The organism is Lacihabitans sp. CS3-21 (assembly GCF_024343675.1).
Classification (GTDB): domain Bacteria; phylum Bacteroidota; class Bacteroidia; order Cytophagales; family Spirosomataceae; genus Leadbetterella.
In genome coordinates this window covers 28,726-50,407 of record NZ_RJUD01000004.1, presented here as the reverse complement: position 1 = coordinate 50,407, position 21,682 = coordinate 28,726, and the positions used below count along the sequence as shown (strand labels likewise).

Sequence of the window (21,682 nt, the reverse complement as noted above, 5' to 3'; positions counted from 1 at the left end):
TTGATGAAAATTAAAATTAGGTTAACAATTGACTGAAAAAACAATAAAACTAGAATCGTCTTCATTAAATGAATTCTTCGGATTTCAGAACGAAAACATTAAAGAAATAGCCAAAACATACCCTCAGAGCAAAATTATCTCCCGTGGAGATGAAATATTCTTAAAAGGTCCAGAAAAAGATGTAAACCAACTGAGTAGTTTGTTTGAGAAACTTTTAGCCCATTTTGAGAAGACTGGCCATCTTTCATTAGAAAATATCAAGAACTATTTAGAAGGTGAAACGCAGCATATAGATGAGATATTGAACCAGAAAGACATTATTGTACATGGCAATAGAGGTTTGATTGTAAAAGCCAAAACACTAAACCAAAAAAGGCTTGTTGAAGCTTCTGAAAAATCAGATATTGTGTTTGCAATTGGACCAGCTGGAACTGGAAAAACATACACAGCTGTCGCCTTGGCGGTTAGGGCTTTAAAGGATAAAAAAGTTAAGAAAATCATTATTACTCGGCCTGCGGTTGAGGCTGGAGAAAACCTTGGTTTTTTGCCTGGTGACTTGAAAGAAAAAATTGATCCATATTTGAGACCCATTTACGATGCTCTTGAAGACATGGTTTCGAGCGAAAAATTGAAAGCGTTCTTAGAGAAAAACACAATAGAGATTGCCCCTTTGGCTTATATGAGAGGAAGAACACTAGACAATGCGTTTATTCTATTAGATGAAGCTCAGAATACCACCCCAATGCAGCTCAAGATGTTTCTTACTAGAATGGGGCCTGCTTCTAAAATAATCGTAACAGGTGACAAAACCCAAGTGGATTTACCGAAGAACCAAAAATCAGGTTTAGAAGATGCAGAAAAGAAACTTCAAAAAATAAATGGAATTGACTTTATTGAGTTAGACGGAAAAGATGTAGTAAGGCATCCATTGGTTGTACAAATATTGCAAGCATATGAAAAAGCCGATTCTTAGTCTTTTAATTCTTGTTTTCTGTGTTTTAAACCTCAGTGCACAAAGAAAATGTGCCGTTGGCGATGTGGCTGATGAAAAACTAAAAAGAAGGCATGAAATTCTAAATAGAAAGCTTCAAGATTATTATCAAAAATATGAAAAACAAAGCATATTTGCTGATAAACTCATAAGAATTCCTGTTGTTGTACACATAATACATAATAATTTATCAGGTAAAATTGGTGGAGAAGGCAATAACAACATATCCGACGAGCAAGTATTTTCTCAAATTAGGGTTCTGAATGAAGATTACAGGAAAAAAATCTCCACACCGGGATTTAATAATTCTCCAGTTGGGACAGATATGAATATTGAATTCTATCTGGCAGATAAAGACCCAGATGGAAATCCAAATGTAGGAATTAATAGGATTTATTCTTCAAAGTCCAGCTTTGATGTATTTGATGAAAATACTTTGTTATCCAGTTTGTCCTATTGGGACTCCAATCGATATTTAAATATTTGGGTTACCACACTAAAGGACGATTTCTTAGGTTATGCCGAATTTCCAATTGGAGAATTTGACGGATTAGAACTTGAAGAAATTGATGAAACCATTGATGGGGTGATGATTGACCACAGAGCATTCGGGAGTAAAACAGGAACCTCAACCAACGGAGTTTATACCCATGGAAGAACCCTCACACACGAAATTGGTCATTGGTTGGGCTTGATTCACACTTGGGGCGATGAATATTGTGGAGACGATTTTTGTAACGATACTCCACCAACAGAAAGTGGAAACTTAAGTATAAAATGTACACCCAAATATTCCAATTGTAGAGGGACTAGAACGCAGAACATGATTGAAAACTACATGGATTATACAGCAGATAGTTGTATGAATGTTTTCACAAACGACCAAAAATCTAGAGTTAGGGCTATATTAGAGGTGAGTAAAAGGAGGAAACGATTAGTTACAAACTCCGAATTTAACCTTCCACAAACGGAAAAATTGATTGTAAAAGTATTAGAAAACCCATCTTCAACAGAATACTTGCAGTTCCAAATCCTATTAAATGCCTTTGCAAACTTTAATTACGAAATATTTGATGCTTCTGGAAAGCAAATTGTTCAAGCAACCTTCGAAGACTCACCGAGCAGGCTTATTCAAATTCCAAAAATTGATTTAGGCAAAGGAATCTATAATTTAAGGGTAAAATCTGGAGAAGAGATTGTATATAAAAGGTTAATTTCTCAATAAAATTACAATTGCCGAAATTTAGATTTCCTTTCAGATTTGTTTTTGTTTAATTTTGAATTCTTTAAAGCATTTAGCTCTCCAAAATAAATCTATGGAAATAAAAAAGTCCGAAAAGCCAAAATTTGATGATATTTTCATGGAATTAGCCAGTAATTTGGCTAAAAGGTCGCATTGCATAAAAGCTCAAGTAGGGGCGGTTTTAGTAAACGAAACAAGAATTATTTCGATAGGATATAACGGCCCGCCTTCAGGAACCCACAATTGCGATGAAGACTTTGGTGATGTGGGCTGTCCAAGAGACTCAAAGGGCAGTTGTTCATTGGCACTTCATGCTGAACAAAATGCCATACTATATGCATCAAAAAATGGTGCGAAAGTAGAAGGTTCAACGCTTTATGTAACTTTATCTCCATGCATCGCCTGTGCAAGAGTTATATATTCTATGAAAATCAAAAAGGTATTTTTCTTGAATTCTTATGCTACATATAAAGGAATTCCCAGTGATGAGGGTGTTGATTTTCTAAGAAAATTTGGGGTTGAAGTAGTTAAATACGAACTGTTATGAATTATTTGGCTCATCTTTTTCTGGCTGGAAGCAATGATGGAGTAATTCTGGGGAATCTTTTGGAAGATTTTGTTACAGGCCATATAGAAAATGAAACCAATGGTAAGTTGCCAAAGGATGTCAAAATTGGTCTTTTAATGCACCGTCAAATAGATACTATGACGGATTCACACCCTGTGGTAAAAGAATGTAAGGAACTTTTTTACCCAAAATTTGGGAAATATTCTCCCATCATTATTGATGTTTTATTTGATCATTATTTGGTAAAAAACTGGGAAATTTTCACTGAAGAAGCATTTGATGTCTTTAGGCCAAGGGTTTATAAATCTCTAAAGAGCTATTTGGATATACAACCAGAGCATCTTCAGGGAATGATAAATTCGATGATAGAGCATGATTGGTTAAAGAATTACAAAGAAAACTGGGGACTAGAAAGAGCTTTCCTTAACCTTAATAAAAGAATAAATAAGCCTGAAATAGATTTAAGATTATCTTTGAAGGAATTTGAGGAGAATTACTATTTCATCAATGAAAAATTCTTGGAATTCTTTGAAGAATTAAAAAAACATTGTGACAAATTATTGAAAGAACATAAACTCGATGGCAAATAATTATCAGCAAATTATAGACAAACTGGAAGGGAAATCGCTCAAACCAGTATATTTACTGCATGGAAACGAGCCTTTTTATGTAGATCAGTTTGTCAATAAAATATTAGACATTGCCATTCCAGATTTTGAAAAGGGTTTCAATGAGTATGTGTTGTATGGAAAAGATATTACAACTGGCGACATAATAAACTATGCCAGGAAATTCCCAATGATGGCCGAAAGGCAATTGGTGCTTGTAAAAGAAGCTCACATGATGGCAGATTTGTCTAACAAAGACAACCTGGCATTGATCGAAAATTATGCGAATAATCCTTTAAGTTCTACGATTTTGGTTTTGAGTTTTGGAAAACCACAAGATGAGCGAAAAACCTGGGTAAAGGCATTTGCAAAGCATGGGCTAAATATGAACTTCAAAAAAATGTATGATTATGAAATTCCAGATTTTATAATTTCGCATTGTGCTTCTCTTAATCTTAAAATAAGTCCTAAGGCAGTCCAATTACTTTCTGAACACATTGGAAACAACCTACAAGCCATTCATAATGAAATTGATAAGCTTAAGGTAAACCTTAAGGCAGATGAAGCCATTGATGCCTCTACGATTGAAAAGTATGTAGGAATTTCCAAAGACTACAATGTTTTTGAATTACAAAAGGCATTAACAGAGAAAAATGCAAAAAGGAGTTTTCAAATAGTGAAGTACTTTGGGGACAACACAAAAGACCACCCAATCACACCAAATATTATTATTCTGTATAATTTTTTCTCGAAAGTGCTTTTACTACATGGTCTTAAAAATCAATCGGATGCTGATTTAGCGAAAAATATGGGGGTAAATGCCTATTTCTTGAAAGATTATAAAAAAGCAGCTTCTTTATATCCTATAGGTCAATTGATGAAAGTTATTCATGCCCTAAATATTGCAGATCAAAAATCGAAAGGTGTAGAAGCTGGCTCAATATCTGAAGGTGACATCTACAAAGACTTGATTTTCAATATTCTAAACTAAGGTAAGCTTATTTTTCATTCTTCTTAATGACTCTTCTGAGGTGTAATTCTCCATTTCTGACAAATCAACCCATTTCAATTGATTGGTCTCGTGGTTTTGTATCAAAGGGATTTTAGAATCAGCCAACAGCAAATATCTTACATCAAAATGTTCGTGTTCAGGAATTCCTTTATTTTCTGGAATCATATGAATGTCTAAATCAAATATCGGCTGAGCTTGATTTTTAATCACTAAACCTGTTTCCTCAAAAACCTCCTTAATTGCTACCGAAAGTGTATCTTTATCTCCATCGCAATGACCTCCTGGCTGCAGCCATTTATTGAGTTTTTTATGATGAAGTAGCAGTATTTTGTTGTTTTTTTTGTCAAAAATAAAAGCAGATGCTGTAATATGGCCAACTAGTAAATGTCTTTCAAAGCAATCCTCATATTTCTGAACAAATTCTATAAATCTTTTTTTAATCAATTTCTCTGATTCATATATACCATTATAGGACGCTATTAACTCCAATATTTTTTTCATTTCTTTTTATTATTCCCAAATTGCAATTCCATTTGGTTTTAGACCAATATTAATTTTCTTTTTTACTGCTTTTGACAAAACATCCACAACCTGAACCGAATTTCCTTTTTGATTGACTATTAAAGCGGTCTTACCATCTTTCAGGAAACCGATTTGATGCGGATCACTATCCGTCAAAATCTCAGATTTTTTCAGCCACTCTGTTTGGTTTTTTTTATAAACAAATACTTTATTGGCTTTGGGAGCACAAACCCACAATTCGCTTAAAAATGAGTTATAGACTACAAAACCAGGTATAAAATCAAAATCTATAAAATCAATCACTTTAAAATCATCGAGATTTACAATATTTAAACTCTTAGTATTTGAGTTTTCAACCAAAACTGTGGCTTGGTTCCATCCTGGCCAAACATTCGTTGGGAAAGGGTCTACTTTTATTTCTTTTACTATTACTTTTGATTTGGCATCAATTACTGTCAAAAAGGAGGTTTCTCCGCTAGCAACCACCGCTAAATCACCATTTTTGGCAAAAATAAGTTCTGTCGGGTCTGGCCCAACTGAAATTTCCTTTATAGAATTATAATTCACAGCATCAAAAACTTGTACCTTGCCTGAATGTGAAACTAAACTCGTCCAAATTTCTTTTTGGTCAGGGGAGAAAATTGCATTGTGGTTGGCAAAAGTTAACGGAATAATTTTTTCAGTCTGGTCGGAGAGGTTTAGGATTCCGATATTTCCTTTTACAGAAGCTCCATGCAAACCTCCATGTCCATTTGAAAAGTCATATTCTGGAAAAGCTATTGAGAACTTGGAAAAATCATTTGAAAAATAGATATGATGACCAAATGAATTTCCTGCATTTTTGAAATAATATCGACCTTTTTCCTCAAAACTTTCAGTATCAATAACAGATATACTATTTTCTCCACCATTTATAACAAAAGCGGAACCTTTCTCAAATAATAATGGTGGCATAGAATCCTTCCTCGAACAGGAAACTAATAAAAATAACAAGAAAATATATTTCATAAAAAAACGCTGCCTTTGAGAAGACAACGTTTTTTCAGACAAAAAATTTATCAATTTTGTTTATTTAGAAACTAAAGTCATAACAATTTGAGATAACGTACTAATAATTAACGCAAAGAAGCTTTTAAGAAGGCTTTTTCCAGATTCCAACTTCTCCTCTGTTTTTCCGTTATCTTTGATTTCCACTGGGTTATTAAAGATAGCTGTTGAATTCACAGTTGATTTTGAGTTAATAACCATTAATTTTCCTGCCTTCTGCTGTTGATTGGCAATTCGAGGATTGCTCACAATACCAAAGCTTGACAATGAGAAAGTTGCAGAAATCAATAAAAGAAAAAGAACTAATTTTTTCATTAGTGATATTTTTTTGTCAAAAATAATATACAAAAGGATATTTACAACAAAATATTACAAAATTTTTCCGACCATTTCTTCAGGTTTTACCCACTCATCAAATTCATCGGCAGTCACATAACCTAGAGCAATTGCCGTTTCTTTAAGCGTACTACCGTTTTTGTGGGCAGTTTGAGCTATTTCCGCAGCTTTATAATACCCTATTTTAGTATTCAAGGCTGTTACCAGCATCAACGAATTATTCACATGCTTCTTAATATTTTCATGCAAAGGTTGTATTCCCACAGCACATTTGTCATTAAACGATACACAAACATCTCCAATAAGTCTCGCTGAATGAAGGAAGTTGAAAATCATCATGGGTTTAAACACATTTAGTTCAAAATGACCGTTTGAACCCCCAATATTAATGGCCACATCGTTACCAAGAATTTGAGCAGCTGCCATTGTCATGGCCTCGCATTGCGTAGGATTGACTTTTCCTGGCATAATTGAAGACCCAGGTTCATTATCTGGAATGTATATTTCGCCAATACCAGATCGTGGACCTGACGACAACATTCTGACGTCATTGCCAATTTTCATTAGGCTTACTGCAACGGTTTTCAAAGCACCGTGTGCTTCCACAATAGCATCATGGGCTGCAAGGGCTTCAAATTTATTTTCGGCAGTCCTAAAAGGCAAACCGGTAAGCTTAGCAATTTGACCAGCCACATTTTCTGAATATCCATCAGGCGTATTAATGCCAGTACCAACGGCGGTACCACCTAGTGCTAGCTCAGATAAATGATCCAGGGTATGGTTGATTGCTTTCAAACCATGGTTTAGCTGTGAAACGTATCCCGAAAATTCCTGCCCAAGTGTTAAAGGTGTTGCATCCATGAAGTGCGTTCGGCCGATTTTAACGACATGCATAAACTCTTTTGATTTGGCAGAAAGCGTATCTCTGAGTTTTTCAATTCCTGGGATTGTTTTCTCTACCAACATCTTATAGGCTGCAATGTGCATAGCAGTTGGAAAGGTATCATTTGAGGATTGTGACTTGTTTACATCGTCATTTGGATGTAAAAACTTCGCTTTGTCATTCAATTCACCACCTTTTAAGACATGGGCTCTGTAAGCAATAACTTCATTACAGTTCATGTTTGATTGCGTACCAGAACCCGTTTGCCATACCACCAATGGAAACTGATCATCTAGTTTTCCTTCTAATATTTCATCACAAACTACACCAATAAGCTTTGCTTTTTCTTCATCCAAAACTCCTGCTTCAAAATTTGCTAAAGCAGCACCATGTTTCAAATAGGCAAAAGCTTTGATGATTTCTTTAGGCATCTTGTTGATGTCTTGTGCAATTTGGAAATTCTCAATCGAACGTTGTGTTTGAGCCCCCCAATAAACATGTGAAGGTACTTGAACTTCGCCCATTGTATCTTTTTCTATCCTGTAGTCCATTTTTTTATCTATTTTTTTACAAATTTAGTATCGATTTGAATAATATCAAACTTAGAATTATACAATTTATTTAGCCGAATTTCTCGTATTATCTTTGAAAAACAAAATAAACAGTATTAGAACACCAGCAGCAATGTAAGCAGGAACCATCCAAACACCAGACCAATCGTGTTTGGTAACTCCATCTACAACTGATGTATATTTGGTAAGGACTTTTCCCGATAAATAGGAACCAATTCCCATACCTACACCATAAGTTGCAAAAGTTATGAGCCCTTGGGCAGAATTCTTTATTTTTTCTCCTGCTTTGTTATCGGTGTAAATTTGTCCCGTTACAAAAAAGAAGTCATAACATACGCCATGGAGCAATATTGCAATATATAAAACCCACTCAGACGAAATTCCATCGCCGTATCCAAAGCAAACAAAACGTGTAATCCAAGCAATCAAACCTACAATTAACATCTTTTTTATGCCAAATTTTTGCAAAGCAAAAGGAATAAGTAACATAAATCCAACTTCTGAAACCTGACCGAGTGACATTTTATTCTCTACATTAGTCATATTTGATTCGGTAAGAGATAAATTTCCATGGGCATAATAAAATGCCAAAGGTATACAAACCAAAACAGACGAAATGAAGAATATTAAAAAGGAACGATCCTTAAACAACACGAATGCATCAGTGCCTAAAATTTGACCGATAGTGGCATTTCCAGTTGCCTTTGGTGGGGTATTGGGCAAAGTAAATGCAAAAACAGCCCAAGCAAGTGAGGTAAACATGGCAATCTGGAAAATTGTTACTTTATCTCCAACTTCATAAAAACCTATAATATTGGTAACTACTATCCATGCTATCGTGCCTAAAACCCTAATAACTGGAAATTCCTTTCCCGGATCTTTCATTTGATTCATTGCAATTGAACTTGACAAGGCCAAATTGGGAGCAAATGTTAGGGTGTAGGCCAAAATATACCAGAAAAAATTATCAGCCGATTGGTTTTGAATAAGAAAATAAAGGATTCCAGCTCCTAATAAATTCAAAATCCCCATTACTTTTTGGGCTGAAAAATACCTATCGGCTATCATACCGATAAAAAATGGAGCAATAATAGAAGCAATGGAAAATGTTGCATAAGCATTGCCTATTTGGTCGCCATTGGCATTTAAAGTGGTGAACATGTATTTGCCCATTTGGCCATACCACGAGCCCCAGGTAAAAAACATCAGGAACATCATCAACATGAGCTGAATCCTTACAGTCAATTTCATAATATAATTAGGGTTTTACAGTTTTGTTTATTCTACAAACTAAAGCATTTTTTTAAAGCCTAAAAAATCATTTATCAAATATATTGCTGAAAAAATCCATAATTTTGCAGTATGAAATACTTTATAGAGGTATCATACCTTGGAACAAATTTTCATGGTTGGCAAATTCAACCCAATGCCCCGAGTATTCAAGGTGAATTGGAATTTGCTTTAAGCACCATTTTAGGCGAAAAAATATCGATTATGGGCAGTAGTCGAACAGATACGGGTGTTCATGCTAGACAGCAGTTTGCTCATTTTATTTTTCCCAAAAAAATAAATGACACTACAAATCTTAAAATTAGGCTAAACAAATTCTTAAGCGATGACATTTCAGTTAATAATATTTTTAAGGTATATCCCAACGATCACACCAGATTTGATGCTGTAACTAGAAAATATATTTACAGAATTATTCCTTTTAAAGACCCCTTTAAGAAAGATGTGGCAGCGGTTTACTTTAGAAATATGAATATTGCAGAACTAAACAAAGCTTCGCAAATTCTACTCAAACACATGGATTTTAAAAGTTTTAGTAAGGTAAAAACCGACGTTAAGACTTTTGATTGTAGGATAGAAGAAGCATTTTGGATACAAAATGGGGATACTTTAGAGTTTCACATAAGGGCCAATAGATTTTTAAGAGGCATGGTGAGGGCAATCGTTGGAACTTTGATAAATGTAGGAGTTTCGAAGATTTCTGTAGATGATTTTGAACAAATAATTTTAGAAAAAGATAGAACAAAAGCTGGGATTGCCGCCAAAGCCGAAGGTTTAACATTAGAAGAGGTAAATTACCCAGAAGGCTATTTTGAAAGATTTGTTAAGATTTCAGAAGCAGAAATGAGTGAAATGGGTCTAGCGAAAACATTATTCCTCAAGTATCAAGAAAATTTAGGCATTTCATTGTGTTTTCAAGGCTTCCAAGAAGAACTTGACAATTTGCCGGGAAAATATGCTTTTCCAACGGGAACTATCTTATTTGCAAAAGAAGGAGAAAATGTGGTTGGAATAGTTGCTCTTAAAAAGCTAGAAGACGGAATTTGTGAAATGAAGCGACTTTTTGTTCTTCCTGAATTTCAAGGTTATGGTATCGGAAAACTTTTGGCCGAGGCCTTAATTGAAAAAGCCAAAGACTTGAAATATAAAATTATGAAATTAGATACTTTGGGGCGTTTGGAATCCGCCGTGAGCTTATATAGAAATTTGGGATTTGAGGAGACAATTCCTTACAATGTTAATCCCGAGGATGATATTTTGTATTTTGAAAAACAATTATGACCGCAGAAATAGGAAAAAGTATAAGCAAAGCTCAAAATCTTTTGATGAATGGCAACATAGTGGCCATCCCTACGGAGACGGTTTATGGTTTAGCAGCAAATGCATTGGATCCTTTGGCGGTGAGCAAAATCTATGAAGCCAAAAACCGACCAAGTTTTGATCCCTTGATCATTCACGTTGGAAAAATATCAGATTTCGAAAAATATACCCTGAATTTCCCCAAAGAGCTTTTAGCTATTGCGAATAAATTTTGCCCAGGTCCTTTGACTTTTTTGGTAGAAAAAAGCGGAATAATTCCCGAAATAACAACTTCCGGTCTAAAAAAAGTGGCAATCAGGATTCCAAATCATCCCCTAACACTTGAATTATTAAATAAACTGGATTTCCCTTTGGCAGCACCGAGTGCCAATCCCTTTGGTTATGTTTCGCCCACCACACCTTTGCATGTTTTCGAACAATTGGGAGAAAGAATTCCATATATACTTGACGGAGGGCCATGCCAAGTAGGGTTGGAGTCAACCATTATCGGCATGGAAGATGAAAAACTGATTGTTTATAGAAAAGGTGGCTTAGAACTTGAAAGCCTAAAAAATTTATTTCTTGGGGAAATAATCATAAAAGATCATTCCAGTTCAAATCCTGAGGCACCTGGAATGCTAGATAAACATTATTCACCCAACAAACGTATAGAGATTCTTGAGCAAAAAGTAGATTTAAAGCATATTGACAAGGACAAAACAGGCTTCTTGTTATTTAATAAAGAAGTAGAGGGATTTGACAATCAATTTATTTTATCTGCCAATTCTGACTTAAAGGAAGCCGCTTTTAGACTTTTTGATGGATTAAGAAGCTTAGATAAACTTCCCATTGAGAAAATTTATATAGAATTGGTTCCCGAAATTGGCTTGGGATTAGCCATAAATGACAGGCTTAGGAGAGCAGCTGCAAAATCTTAATCTTCTAAAATCATAATTTCTATTCTTCTATTCTTTGCTTTATTCTCGTCAGTGTCATTGGGTACAATTGGTTCAGTCGAGCCTTTTCCGATGGTAATAATTCGTTCTGAGGCAATTCCTTTATTGAACAAATAATTGGCGACCACTTTTGCTCTAAACTCTGATAGACGTTGATTTAATCTTTGGTCTAACCCTTCATTATCTGTATGACCTGCTATTTCAATTTGGGCTTTAGGGTTTTGCTTTAGGTATTCAACTACACCGTCAAGTTTAGATTCAGCACCTTTCACCAATATTGTTTTACTTTTTTCAAAATTTACCCCTTCCAACGGATACTTGATTCCTTTTTTGATATCTAAGGCTGCCGAAGGAGGTCCTTGAACCTTTGCCGCTATTACTTTTTCCTCTTTTGGCGTCTCTATAACTGGTTTATCAACTTTTTCAATTGCCTTCTTTAACGGTTTTAAAGTCAATAAATATTCCAAGCTTTCAGGATTTGCTTGATTCAGCATGAAAGCTCCAGTATAGTTTTCAAAATCAGGTATTTGAATTTGCAAAGTATAGTTTCCATCAGATGAAATATTGCCTAAGAATCCATTTTTATCAAGATTGAAAGACAATTCCTCTGATTTGTTGTCATTTTTAGTTTTTAGGGTTGCCTTAATTTCAGGTGTTTTTGAAGGATCCAATTTATTATTAACTTTGAAAAGAATAGGGTAGGATTCTCTGAAAAGTGGAACAACAAATGCTGAATTTACCGCTTCTCTTCTATCTATTACCTTACTAATGCTTTTAAAATTGTCTTTTTTGACTTCAAGACTATAATTATTTGTTGCAGAAAGACTGACTCTTTTTCTGTCACCTTCCAAATCTTGTTTGATTTCAACCTTTTCTACTTGAATTTTAAAATTGGCATCAATCTTTTCTTTCGTAAATGCATCTATGGCAGAAAAATAAAAATTGCTAATTTCAAAAGCTGTCATTACCAATTGAATCTTATTTTGAGTCAAATCCAACCGCTGTTTCAAATTATTATAACCTTTGGCAGAAGCTTCGTAGTTATAACTCAGCTTAGGATTTACTTTATTGGAGATAAAAACTGACCTACTTGGGTCAAAACTCAAAGCAATGGCTTTGTTGTCACTTTCAAAAACTCTAAGTCTTGCATCTTTTATTGGAATCTTGGTTTGTTCATCCACAACAGTTATTTCAAAGGTTTCTAAAACATCCGCAACTTTCTTTTTTAGAAAAACCTCTATAGATTTATTTGTTTCAACATTTGCGGTAAAATCGTTATATCCAATTGCCGATACCTCAAAAAAATGTTTCTTCTCAGCATCTAAATTTACTGATTTTTGATTTTTTGTAACTTTCCCAGCAATCTCTTTTGATTGCTCGCTATAAACTTTTATGATGGCATTATTAATTGGATTTTTGGTTTCGAAATCAAATACGCTAATAACGTACTCGTTTGAGCCTTTTTTGAGTCTAAATGTGTAAAAGGTACTACCTGCTGCCAAAGATTTTACAAAAAAACTACCAGAACGATTGATATAACCATTGGCTTTGGACGCAATGCTATAGGTACCCGTCTCGGTGGGAACGTATGAATAGGCTTGCTTATTCGATGTATTCAACTTGGATTTCTTACCAGTAGGGCTAGTGATTTCAAGTTCTATTCCTAGCCTTTCGCTGGATTCTTCATCAAAAACATCAATTTGAAGAGAAGAACTTGGTGATAATCCATATTTTTTAGGTTTACCATCCAAAACAAAAGGTGATTTGAACTCCATAAAACCAGGAACAGTTGTTATAATAGTATAATTATCATTTCTATTTCCATCAAATAATACACGGCCATTTTCTATTTTTCCATCGAAAATCTTTTGTCCAGTTTCCATATGATTTATAGAAACAGTTCCGGCAGAAATTTTTAAGTTTGTAGATAAATCAAATAAACTAATTTCCTGCTGCATTCGGTTTTTAATCAGCTCTATTACTACTGTTTCTGTTTTTTGTTCCGCATCGATATCTAATTCCAGTTCTCGTGTATCTTTTAAATAGCCCTTGGCATTTGTTGTAATTTTATACTTTCCTTTCAATTCATAATAATACAGAATCTGCGGATTTTGTTCGTTTATTTTTTCCTTATTAGTTCTTGAAAAAAACACAATTTCAACATCAGAAGAAACAGGATCTTTGGTATCCGCATCAATTGTTGTAAGTTGCAATCTTCCAGATGGTTTAGGATTTAATTGAATTTCTAAAATGTCACCATCACTCAAATTCTCGCTTTCGAAAGATTTAACTTCATTATAAAAACCTACGGCTGTAACTGAAATCTTCAGAACTTTACCTCTTGGAATATCATAATATGTCTCTTTCTTGTTATTAATGAGTTTAATCTCTTGACCGCCAGGATCTAGTGTTACTTTTACTGTAAAATTCGACTGTAACTGATTTCCATCGAAACTATTAATGACCACTACCTTCAGCTTTATATTTTCAGGCACAAAAGCCTTTGATATATTTACTGAGGTAAATAAACAGAAAACTAAAAAAACAAAACCTCTTACCATCAAAATTGCCTTATTATCTTTGTTCTTTAAACTTCCAAAAAACCTAAAAATTATCTTACGATGATTTTCTCTTCAAATTTTCTGCCATGTTTGGTTTATATGACTACAATTTTAGAAGAATCTGAAATAAAAATCAATATTGGAGAACAATATAGGAAACAATCATTCAGAACTCGAGCAAACATTCTAGGTCCGCATCAAATAGAAACACTAACCGTTCCCATTCAAAAAGGTCCAAACAATGAAATTATTAAGGAAATAAAAATTGATAATTCTACCAACTGGCAAAGGTCCATCCGGAAGTCTATTGAAAATTGTTATAAAAAAAGTTCGTATTTCGAGTACTATGAATATATGTTTGAACCGTTATTTACCAAACATTATGCACATCTAATCGATCTAAACTATAAATCTCTGACAATATGTCTTGAATTATTGAAAATTAACACGACAATTTGTCAAGCTGAATTTTCCTATTTTGAGAATAAAAACGATTTTATTAGCTTTAATGCAAAGAATAGACTCGATTTTCCGGAATATTATGTGCCAAAAGAATATTTTCAAAACTTTGGCAACAAGTTTGAGCCTAATTTGAGTGTCATAGACCTTATTTTTTCGAAAGGACCAGAGAGCGTACAAATCCTGAGAAGCTCAAGGAAATCGGTCAATTGAACAATGTTTTAAAAAATAATGTTAATTCGATAAAAAAGGAGATTAAATGGAACCCAAGTTTTCACAAAGAGTAAAAGAAGTTATATCTCTTGCCCGTGAAGAGGCATTGAGATTGGGGCACGATTATATCGGAACTGAGCATCTTATCTTAGGAATGATTCGTGAAGGTGAAGGACTTGGTTTAGAACTGATTCAAAAGGCTGGTTTAAATCCAGAAGAATTAAGAACCTCTATCGAGAACTCTACAAGAGGAACAGCAACCAATACCATCAAAAACCTTTCTAACATTCCTCTGACCAGACAATCAGAGAAAGTACTTAAAATCACCCATTTAGAAGCAAAAATTTTCAAGTCTGATGTTATCGGAACTGAACATTTGTTGTTAGCTGTGCTGAGAGACGATGATAATTTGGGTTGCCAAATATTGAATCGTTATAGAATCAATTATAAATTGATCAAAGAAATGTTGGAATATCAACTAACTGGTCAGGAACCTACCATGGAAAGACCAGATACTGACGATGACGACAAATCATTTGGTGGTGGAAGTGGATCTTACGGTAGCCAGAAAGGCGATCCAAAAACTGGAGAAAAATCTAGAACGCCAATTTTGGACAATTTTGGAAGAGATTTGACCAAGATGGCTGAAATCGGGAAGTTAGATCCAATTGTTGGACGTGAAAAAGAAATAGAGAGAGTCGCTCAGATTTTATCTAGAAGAAAGAAAAACAATCCAATTCTAATTGGTGAGCCAGGTGTGGGTAAAACAGCCATCGCTGAAGGTTTAGCACTTAGAATTGTACAGAAAAAAGTTTCTCGTGTTCTTTTCGGAAAAAGAGTAGTTACGCTTGATTTGGCTTCTTTGGTAGCTGGAACGAAATACCGGGGTCAGTTTGAGGAAAGAATGAAAGCCGTAATGCTTGAAATCGAGAAAAATCCCCAAATCGTTCTTTTCATTGATGAAATACATACCATTGTAGGTGCTGGTGGTGCTAGTGGCTCTTTGGATGCCTCTAATATGTTCAAACCAGCTTTGGCCAGAGGAGATATTCAATGCGTTGGAGCAACAACTTTGGATGAATATCGTCAATACATTGAAAAAGATGGTGCTTTGGCAAGAAGATTCCAAATGGTTATGGTGGATGCTACATCTATCGATGAAACCATTGAGATTCTAAACAACATCAAAAGCAAATACGAAGATCACCACAATGTAACTTACTCTGATGAAGCCATTGTTTCCGCAGTAAAATACTCAGAAAGATACATTACGGACAGATTTTTACCTGACAAAGCCATAGATGTGATTGATGAAGTAGGAGCAAGAGTTCACATCAAAAACATCAATGTCCCTCAAGAAGTCGTAGATTTAGAAGAGGCTGTTGAGGAAATAAAATTAGAGAAAAATAGAGTCGTTAAAAGTCAAAGATACGAAGAAGCAGCTCAGCTGAGAGATCGTGAGAAAAAGCTTTTGGAACAACTTGAAAACGCCAAACAAGCTTGGGAAGAAGAATCTAAAACTTTGCGTCATATTGTAACTGAGGACCACGTAGGCGAGGTAATAGCCATGATGACGGGCATCCCAGTGAAAAAAGTCAATATGAATGAAGGCGATAAAATCCTGAAAATGGGTGATTCGCTTCGTGGAAGAATTGTTGGACAAGATGCCGCCGTGGAGAAACTTGTAAAGGCCATTCAAAGAACTAGAGTAGGTTTGAAAGATCCGAAAAAGCCTATTGGAACGTTCATTTTCTTAGGACCCACAGGTGTTGGTAAAACAGAATTGGCAAAAACGTTGACCGAATATCTTTTTGACAAAGAAGATGCTTTGATACGTATTGATATGAGTGAATACATGGAGAAATTCAGTATTTCGCGTCTCGTAGGAGCTCCTCCAGGATATGTAGGTTATGAAGAAGGCGGTCAATTGACTGAAAAAGTACGAAGAAAGCCATATTCTGTAGTGCTTTTAGATGAAATTGAAAAAGCACACCCAGATATTTTCAATATTTTGTTACAAGTATTGGATGATGGTATTTTGACAGATAGTTTGGGGAGAAGAGTTGATTTTAGAAACACAATCATCATCATGACCTCTAATATTGGTGTTAGAGACTTGAAGGACTTTGGTTCAGGAATTGGTTTTGCTACCAAATCAAGAGTTGAAAATCAGGATGATATGATAAAATCAACTATCCAGAATGCTTTGAAAAAGACTTTCTCACCAGAATTCTTAAACAGACTGGATGATGTTATCGTGTTTAACTCTCTTGCTAGAGAAGACATTCACAAAATCATTGATATTTCTCTCAAAAAGCTTTTCTCGAGAATTACTAGCATCGGTTATTCAATGGAATTGACCGAAAAAGCCAAAGATTTCTTAGCAGAAAAAGGTTACGACCAACAATATGGTGCTAGACCTTTAAACAGAGCCATTCAGAAATTTGTAGAGGATCCTTTAGCAGAGGAAATACTGAAAGGGACTTTGAGCGAAGGTGATGTGATCATGGTTGATCATGAAGAAAATGGTGAATTGTTGAAATTTAGCAAAAAGCCAAAAGAGGAAACGATTGAACAATAATTTTTAAAAAATATAAATCGATAGCACGGGAAAGGTTTCTCGTGCTATTTTTGTTTTATGAAAAAACTATTCTTATTCATTTGCTTAGTTGCTGCATTAAGTAGCCAAGCTCAGCAACTTTCGAAAGAAGCCAAATTTGGCTTGGTTACGATTTCTACAGGTTCGTCGGAAGACGCCATCTATCAAATATGGGGTCATACGGTATTGCACCTAAATGATCCCGTAAATGGCATAAATGAGTGTTACGATTATGGAACTTTCAGCTTTGACCAGCCTGGTTTTGTGGTAAAGTTTTTAAAAGGAACCTTACCTTATAAAATGGCAAAATACGATTTCCAGCCATTTATTGACCATTACAAATTCAAAGAAAATCGCTCGGCATCTGAACAAATTTTAAATTTATCAGCCCAACAAAAAGAGGACCTTCATCAATTTTTGACCAACAATTATTTACCAGAAAATCGGGAATACAAATACCGTTTTTTCTACTACAATTGTGCCAGTAGAATTCGGGATATTTTACAACAAGTTTGTAAAGATTCGCTTCAGTTTTCACCGACCTTGCATGCTGACTCAACCTATCGCGAGTGGATAGACAAATATGCAAGTAAAAAGAAGCCTTGGATGAATTTTGGCATGAGTCTCGCTATTGGCTTGCCTTCTGACGAAAAAACGAAAGAATCAGGAGCCATGTTTCTTCCGGAAAACCTTTCTGTTGGTTTTGACTCAGCAACGATTGTTCACGACGGTGTAATACAGCCTTTTGTTTTAGGTAAAATTCAGCATACTGCAGTAGAGCCACCAAGTGTTTCTTCTTCTATATTTTCGCCCTTTGTAGTTTTCTCTTTGCTATTCGGACTAGTGGCTATCTTTACTTTTTGGCAAATTAAATCAGGAAATAAAAAACTATTTTTTGATAAAATATTCTTTTCTATTTTGGGAATTGCAGGTTGGTTTTTTCTAGGACTTTGGTTCGTAACAGATCATGGTGTTACTGAAAAAAACATGAATGTAATCTGGGCTTTTCCGATTATGTTTCCGATGATATTTTTTGTAAAAAAAACTGCTATAACAAAACTATTACTTTGGATATATGCCTTGATAAATATAGGATTATTGCTGGCTTGGGGTTATAAACCTCAAGGAATCCCACTAGCCATAATACCAATTATACTCACAGCATTAATCAGAGTAGCTTTCATTTTAAAAAATAACCATGGATTTAAAATCAATAGTTGAACAAGTACAAGGAATAGCCAAAGAGGCTGGAGAATTTATAGCCAATGAAGCTCTTAAATTTAAGACCAATTCGATAGAATACAAAGACATAAATAACGTGGTGTCTTATGTGGACAAAGAAGCTGAAAATCTGATTGTTACCAGACTGAAAGCCATTAATCCCGAAATTTGTTTCATTACAGAAGAGGGAACAGTTGCTACAGGAGATCAAGACGGATTGAATTGGATTATAGACCCCTTGGACGGAACTGCTAATTTCGTGCATGGATTACCTCATTATTCAGTGAGTTTGGCACTAGCTGAAGGAAAGGATGTACTCATTGGAGTGGTATACAACATTTGCACCCATGATATGTTTTGGGCAACGAAAGGTGGTGGTGCTTTTAGAAACGATTCTGCAATAAAAGTATCTGATAATCATACTTTTGGACAAAGTTTGTTTGCTACAGGGTTTCCATACTATAAGTTTGAAGAAATGGAGAAATATATCCAAATCTTAGAGTCTTTGATGCAAAAAACGCATGGCTTACGAAGATTTGGTTCCGCAGCCCTAGATTTAGCCTACGTGGCAGCCGGAATGTACGATGGCTTTTTTGAGTACAATCTCAATTCTTGGGATATGGCAGCTGGTGTTCTTTTGGTCACTGAAGCAGGAGGGAAGGTCACGGATTTCTCGGGTGGTGACAATTACCTTTTCGGCGGCGATATCATCGCAGGAAGTGCCGTACAAACCGAACTTTTAGCAGAAATAAAGCGTTTTTGGTAATATCGGCTGACTTTTTTTAACGCAAAGACGCTAAGTTTTAAAAGCTTAAATTCAAGTTGACGATGCGGAAATGAGCAAAGCGAAAACTCCGTTAAACTCAAAAACGAAAAGTGAATAAAAAAGAACACTATAAAACTCTGTGACTAAAAATATAACAACAAAAATATGGAAAACCTAAAATACCCCATCGGCAAATTTGATAACACCAAAGAGTACCCTTATGAATCGTTAAGTGGTGCAATTAACTACCTAGAAGATTTCCCTAAAATCTTGAGAGAATTGGTGACAGGTTTACCAGACGACATTTTGGATACACCATATCGCCCAGAAGGATGGACAGTCAGACAAGTGGTACATCATGTGGCCGACTCGCACTCAAACATGTACATACGTGTTAAATGTGCATTAACGGAAGAAAATCCGACTATAAAAGGCTACAGCGAGGGTGATTGGGCAAATTTACCAGATTCTAAATTGCCTATTGAAAGCTCACTAAATATCATTGAAGGTCTACATGAAAGACTGGTCTTTATTTTCAGAAATCTTAAACAAGAAGATTTTGAGAAAACTTTTTATCACAATGGATATCAAAGGACCTATATTCTAAGAAATGTAATTGCCCTGTATAGATGGCATTCGGAGCATCATTTGGAGCATATTAAATTGGCGATGAACTAGCTTCGATATTCGTGGCTTCGACTCCGCTCAGCCACCGAGTAGAAATGGCTTCGCTCAACTACCGCTTGGCTTTCGCTCTGCTAAGCCGTCAAAGGTTTTTGATATTATGAGAAAATTTATTGGAAATGAGTATATCGGAGGCTGAGCGGAGCCGAAGCCAACGATTTCTACAATAATTTAAACAACAGCGAAATGATACAATTACTCGAAAATATCTTCATTATTGTTGTATTTGGCATTGCTATCAAATACATTGTAAGCTTATTTATGAAGCAAGCAAAAGGTAAAGCTGGAGCCTGTGCCTCTTGTAGCTCTGGTGCGTGTTCAACATGCCCAACCACTCAAGAAATTACTGATAAGTAGCTTTTGCTATCATTTCGTTTGACTCATATTTACCAAGATATTTGTCGATGGCGTAGTGAATCAGGTAAATAAAAGGCGTCATCAAAACAGCTATGATAAATTTGTAGATATAATTTACTGATGCAACGGCTATGATTTGACTGAATGGCCAATTGCCAAAAACAAAAAACGCAATAAATAACACCACAAAACTGTCAATCAACTGAGAGACTAAGGTAGACCCTGTAGCTCTAACCCAAAGGAACTTATTGGTAGTCATTTGACGTAACTTTCTAAATATCAAAGCATCCAGTATTTGTCCGAACAAAAAAGCTATGATACTACCCAACATTATCCCCATTCCTTGACGTAAAATCAAACTAAAGGCATTGTTGATATTCAATGATTTTCCTTGTGCATCTACACTGTTGATGTCTAGCCAAAATTGTGCTGGAGGAAGACTTGTAGCTCCATAGAGTATCAAAAAGGCATAGGCTATAAGAGCTGCCGTTAAGTAAGAGATAATTTTTACACCTTTTACTCCAAAATATTCATTAATGATATCTGAAATAATGAATACGATGGGCCAATTCAGCACTCCCGCAGTAAGATTAAAATCTAATTTGTAGCCTAAAAGGTCTATTTGAGCTGGTTTTAGGCCAAAAATTCCTTCTAAGGAGAATATTTTTGCTCCAATAATCTCTGCAACTAAGGCATTTGTGATAAAAATACCGCAGAGAACAATAAATAAGATTTGTTTTTTACTTCCAATCATAATATTCTTCCGTCTTTTAATTCAATGGTTCGGTCAGAGCGTTCGGCGAGTGATGGGTTGTGTGTAACGATAACAAATGAACAGCCAAAAGTGTTTCTGAGCTCGAAAAATAGTGAATGGAGCTCTTCGGCGTTCTTGGTGTCTAGGTTTCCGCTTGGTTCATCGGCAAAGACGAATTTTGGCGAGTTGATTAATGCCCTCGCTACCGCTACGCGTTGCTGTTCACCGCCTGACATTTCAGATGGCAAATGATCCGCACGGTGCGAAATTTTCAAAGCATCTAACAAAATTTCAGCACGTTTTTCTGTTTCCTCTTTACCTTTTTTGCCAACCCAAGCCGGCAAACAGATATTTTCTTTGGCGGTAAGCTCTGCCATGAGGTTATGAAACTGGAAAATAAAGCCAATTTTCTCGTTTCTTACTTTGGCCAGTGCCTTGTTATCCAGTTGGCTCAACTCTATTTTATCCAAATATATTTTTCCAGAATCTGCCTTGTCAAGCGTACCCAATATATGCAAAAGTGTACTCTTGCCTGCACCCGAAGCCCCTACGATAGAAACTATCTCAGAAGGCTGTATTTGCAGTGAAATATCCTTTAAAACCTCAATTGAGCCGTATTTTTTGTAAATATTTGATCCTTCCAACATATATTTTTCTGTAATTCTTTGCTTATTTTTTCGAAATAAATTTTTAAAAAGTGTAATAATTTGCTAATTTGGCAAAAAATTAGAAAAGTTCAAT

21 protein-coding genes are annotated in these 21,682 nt (G+C 35.2%); 13 read left to right on the top strand and 8 right to left on the bottom strand.

Annotation, left to right across the window (positions count from 1 at the left end; translation table 11 throughout):
* The first annotated feature begins 28 nt into the window (after nucleotides 1-28).
* The 5 genes from EGI24_RS03860 to holA all read left to right on the top strand — a co-directional run bounded on the left by EGI24_RS03860 (nucleotide 29) and on the right by holA (nucleotide 4,401).
* Nucleotides 29-973: a PhoH family protein gene (locus tag EGI24_RS03860; protein WP_255047003.1), complete on the top strand. Its 945-nt coding sequence runs from the start codon at nucleotides 29-31 to the stop codon at nucleotides 971-973.
* Nucleotides 954-2,216, top strand: a complete 1,263-nt coding sequence (locus EGI24_RS03855) for a M43 family zinc metalloprotease (RefSeq protein WP_255047002.1) — start codon at nucleotides 954-956, stop codon at nucleotides 2,214-2,216. The genes EGI24_RS03860 and EGI24_RS03855 overlap by 20 nt, the downstream gene beginning before the upstream one ends.
* Before the next feature lie 91 nt (nucleotides 2,217-2,307).
* Entirely contained in the window at nucleotides 2,308-2,781 is a 474-nt protein-coding gene (locus EGI24_RS03850; RefSeq protein WP_255047000.1) for a dCMP deaminase family protein, read from the top strand.
* Nucleotides 2,778-3,392: an ACP phosphodiesterase gene (locus EGI24_RS03845; protein ID WP_255046998.1), complete on the top strand. Its 615-nt coding sequence runs from the start codon at nucleotides 2,778-2,780 to the stop codon at nucleotides 3,390-3,392. Before EGI24_RS03850 ends, EGI24_RS03845 begins: the two co-directional genes overlap by 4 nt.
* Complete coding sequence (gene holA, locus EGI24_RS03840) at nucleotides 3,382-4,401, top strand: DNA polymerase III subunit delta (RefSeq protein WP_255046997.1); 1,020 nt, start codon at nucleotides 3,382-3,384, stop codon at nucleotides 4,399-4,401. Before EGI24_RS03845 ends, holA begins: the two co-directional genes overlap by 11 nt.
* On the opposite strand, the gene EGI24_RS03835 is transcribed toward holA, so the two are convergent.
* The 5 genes from EGI24_RS03835 to EGI24_RS03815 form a co-directional block, all read right to left on the bottom strand.
* Nucleotides 4,393-4,923, bottom strand: coding sequence for an NUDIX hydrolase (locus EGI24_RS03835; protein WP_255046996.1), 531 nt, complete (start codon nucleotides 4,921-4,923; stop codon nucleotides 4,393-4,395). The genes holA and EGI24_RS03835 overlap by 9 nt on opposite strands.
* A gap of 9 nt (nucleotides 4,924-4,932) precedes the next feature.
* Entirely contained in the window at nucleotides 4,933-5,952 is a 1,020-nt protein-coding gene (locus EGI24_RS03830) for a hypothetical protein (RefSeq protein ID WP_255046995.1), read from the bottom strand.
* Between the two features lie 60 nt (nucleotides 5,953-6,012).
* A complete protein-coding gene (locus tag EGI24_RS03825; RefSeq protein WP_255046994.1) occupies nucleotides 6,013-6,306 on the bottom strand; it encodes a hypothetical protein in 294 nt (97 codons plus the stop codon).
* A gap of 54 nt (nucleotides 6,307-6,360) precedes the next feature.
* A complete protein-coding gene (gene fumC, locus EGI24_RS03820) occupies nucleotides 6,361-7,761 on the bottom strand; it encodes a class II fumarate hydratase (RefSeq protein ID WP_255046993.1) in 1,401 nt (466 codons plus the stop codon).
* Nucleotides 7,762-7,827: 66 nt separating this feature from the next.
* Nucleotides 7,828-9,033 (bottom strand): MFS transporter, encoded by a 1,206-nt coding sequence (locus tag EGI24_RS03815; RefSeq protein WP_255046992.1) that lies wholly within the window; start codon nucleotides 9,031-9,033, stop codon nucleotides 7,828-7,830.
* Between the two features lie 111 nt (nucleotides 9,034-9,144).
* Here EGI24_RS03815 and truA point away from each other — a divergent pair, with 111 nt between their 5' ends.
* A complete protein-coding gene (gene truA, locus EGI24_RS21870) occupies nucleotides 9,145-10,353 on the top strand; it encodes a tRNA pseudouridine(38-40) synthase TruA (RefSeq protein WP_310586071.1) in 1,209 nt (402 codons plus the stop codon).
* Complete coding sequence (locus tag EGI24_RS03800) at nucleotides 10,350-11,309, top strand: L-threonylcarbamoyladenylate synthase (protein ID WP_255046991.1); 960 nt, start codon at nucleotides 10,350-10,352, stop codon at nucleotides 11,307-11,309. The genes truA and EGI24_RS03800 overlap by 4 nt, the downstream gene beginning before the upstream one ends.
* On the opposite strand, the gene EGI24_RS21865 is transcribed toward EGI24_RS03800, so the two are convergent.
* Nucleotides 11,306-13,822 (bottom strand): OmpA family protein, encoded by a 2,517-nt coding sequence (locus tag EGI24_RS21865; RefSeq protein ID WP_255046989.1) that lies wholly within the window; start codon nucleotides 13,820-13,822, stop codon nucleotides 11,306-11,308. The two genes, EGI24_RS03800 and EGI24_RS21865, sit on opposite strands and share 4 nt — an antisense overlap.
* Nucleotides 13,823-13,948: 126 nt before the next feature.
* Here EGI24_RS21865 and EGI24_RS03790 point away from each other — a divergent pair, with 126 nt between their 5' ends.
* The 6 genes from EGI24_RS03790 (at nucleotide 13,949) to EGI24_RS03765 (ending at nucleotide 20,187) form a co-directional block, all read left to right on the top strand.
* A complete protein-coding gene (locus EGI24_RS03790) occupies nucleotides 13,949-14,560 on the top strand; it encodes a WbqC family protein (RefSeq protein WP_255046987.1) in 612 nt (203 codons plus the stop codon).
* Nucleotides 14,561-14,606: 46 nt separating this feature from the next.
* A complete protein-coding gene (locus EGI24_RS03785) occupies nucleotides 14,607-17,141 on the top strand; it encodes an ATP-dependent Clp protease ATP-binding subunit (RefSeq protein ID WP_255046986.1) in 2,535 nt (844 codons plus the stop codon).
* Between the two features lie 57 nt (nucleotides 17,142-17,198).
* Nucleotides 17,199-18,380 carry a DUF4105 domain-containing protein gene (locus EGI24_RS03780; protein ID WP_255046985.1) on the top strand — a complete coding sequence of 394 codons (1,182 nt, stop codon included), beginning with the start codon at nucleotides 17,199-17,201 and terminating at the stop codon, nucleotides 18,378-18,380.
* Nucleotides 18,358-19,146: an inositol monophosphatase family protein gene (locus EGI24_RS03775; protein WP_255046984.1), complete on the top strand. Its 789-nt coding sequence runs from the start codon at nucleotides 18,358-18,360 to the stop codon at nucleotides 19,144-19,146. Before EGI24_RS03780 ends, EGI24_RS03775 begins: the two co-directional genes overlap by 23 nt.
* A 165-nt stretch (nucleotides 19,147-19,311) precedes the next feature.
* Complete coding sequence (locus EGI24_RS03770; RefSeq protein WP_255046983.1) at nucleotides 19,312-19,824, top strand: YfiT family bacillithiol transferase; 513 nt, start codon at nucleotides 19,312-19,314, stop codon at nucleotides 19,822-19,824.
* A 192-nt stretch (nucleotides 19,825-20,016) separates the two neighbouring features.
* Complete coding sequence (locus tag EGI24_RS03765) at nucleotides 20,017-20,187, top strand: hypothetical protein (protein ID WP_255046982.1); 171 nt, start codon at nucleotides 20,017-20,019, stop codon at nucleotides 20,185-20,187.
* On the opposite strand, the gene EGI24_RS03760 is transcribed toward EGI24_RS03765, so the two are convergent.
* Together EGI24_RS03760 and EGI24_RS03755 are read right to left on the bottom strand one after the other, a co-directional pair.
* The gene (locus EGI24_RS03760) at nucleotides 20,174-20,941 is read right to left on the bottom strand and encodes a queuosine precursor transporter (protein ID WP_255046981.1); all 768 of its coding nucleotides are present in this window, start codon (nucleotides 20,939-20,941) and stop codon (nucleotides 20,174-20,176) included. The genes EGI24_RS03765 and EGI24_RS03760 overlap by 14 nt on opposite strands.
* Entirely contained in the window at nucleotides 20,938-21,588 is a 651-nt protein-coding gene (locus tag EGI24_RS03755) for an ABC transporter ATP-binding protein (protein WP_255046980.1), read from the bottom strand. The genes EGI24_RS03760 and EGI24_RS03755 overlap by 4 nt, the downstream gene beginning before the upstream one ends.
* Nucleotides 21,589-21,682 lie beyond the last annotated feature (94 nt).

Coding starts and splice junctions, on each gene's coding strand:
- EGI24_RS03855 (WP_255047002.1), top strand. CDS start 954: ATGAAAAAGCCGATTCTTAGTCTTTTAATTCTTGTTTTCTGTGTTTTA.
- EGI24_RS03850 (WP_255047000.1), top strand. CDS start 2,308: ATGGAAATAAAAAAGTCCGAAAAGCCAAAATTTGATGATATTTTCATG.
- EGI24_RS03845 (WP_255046998.1), top strand. CDS start 2,778: ATGAATTATTTGGCTCATCTTTTTCTGGCTGGAAGCAATGATGGAGTA.
- holA (WP_255046997.1), top strand. CDS start 3,382: ATGGCAAATAATTATCAGCAAATTATAGACAAACTGGAAGGGAAATCG.
- EGI24_RS03835 (WP_255046996.1), bottom strand. CDS start 4,923: ATGAAAAAAATATTGGAGTTAATAGCGTCCTATAATGGTATATATGAA.
- EGI24_RS03830 (WP_255046995.1), bottom strand. CDS start 5,952: ATGAAATATATTTTCTTGTTATTTTTATTAGTTTCCTGTTCGAGGAAG.
- EGI24_RS03825 (WP_255046994.1), bottom strand. CDS start 6,306: ATGAAAAAATTAGTTCTTTTTCTTTTATTGATTTCTGCAACTTTCTCA.
- fumC (WP_255046993.1), bottom strand. CDS start 7,761: ATGGACTACAGGATAGAAAAAGATACAATGGGCGAAGTTCAAGTACCT.
- EGI24_RS03815 (WP_255046992.1), bottom strand. CDS start 9,033: ATGAAATTGACTGTAAGGATTCAGCTCATGTTGATGATGTTCCTGATG.
- truA (WP_310586071.1), top strand. CDS start 9,145: ATGAAATACTTTATAGAGGTATCATACCTTGGAACAAATTTTCATGGT.
- EGI24_RS03800 (WP_255046991.1), top strand. CDS start 10,350: ATGACCGCAGAAATAGGAAAAAGTATAAGCAAAGCTCAAAATCTTTTG.
- EGI24_RS03790 (WP_255046987.1), top strand. CDS start 13,949: ATGATTTTCTCTTCAAATTTTCTGCCATGTTTGGTTTATATGACTACA.
- EGI24_RS03785 (WP_255046986.1), top strand. CDS start 14,607: ATGGAACCCAAGTTTTCACAAAGAGTAAAAGAAGTTATATCTCTTGCC.
- EGI24_RS03780 (WP_255046985.1), top strand. CDS start 17,199: ATGAAAAAACTATTCTTATTCATTTGCTTAGTTGCTGCATTAAGTAGC.
- EGI24_RS03775 (WP_255046984.1), top strand. CDS start 18,358: ATGGATTTAAAATCAATAGTTGAACAAGTACAAGGAATAGCCAAAGAG.
- EGI24_RS03770 (WP_255046983.1), top strand. CDS start 19,312: ATGGAAAACCTAAAATACCCCATCGGCAAATTTGATAACACCAAAGAG.
- EGI24_RS03765 (WP_255046982.1), top strand. CDS start 20,017: ATGATACAATTACTCGAAAATATCTTCATTATTGTTGTATTTGGCATT.
- EGI24_RS03760 (WP_255046981.1), bottom strand. CDS start 20,941: ATGATTGGAAGTAAAAAACAAATCTTATTTATTGTTCTCTGCGGTATT.
- EGI24_RS03755 (WP_255046980.1), bottom strand. CDS start 21,588: ATGTTGGAAGGATCAAATATTTACAAAAAATACGGCTCAATTGAGGTT.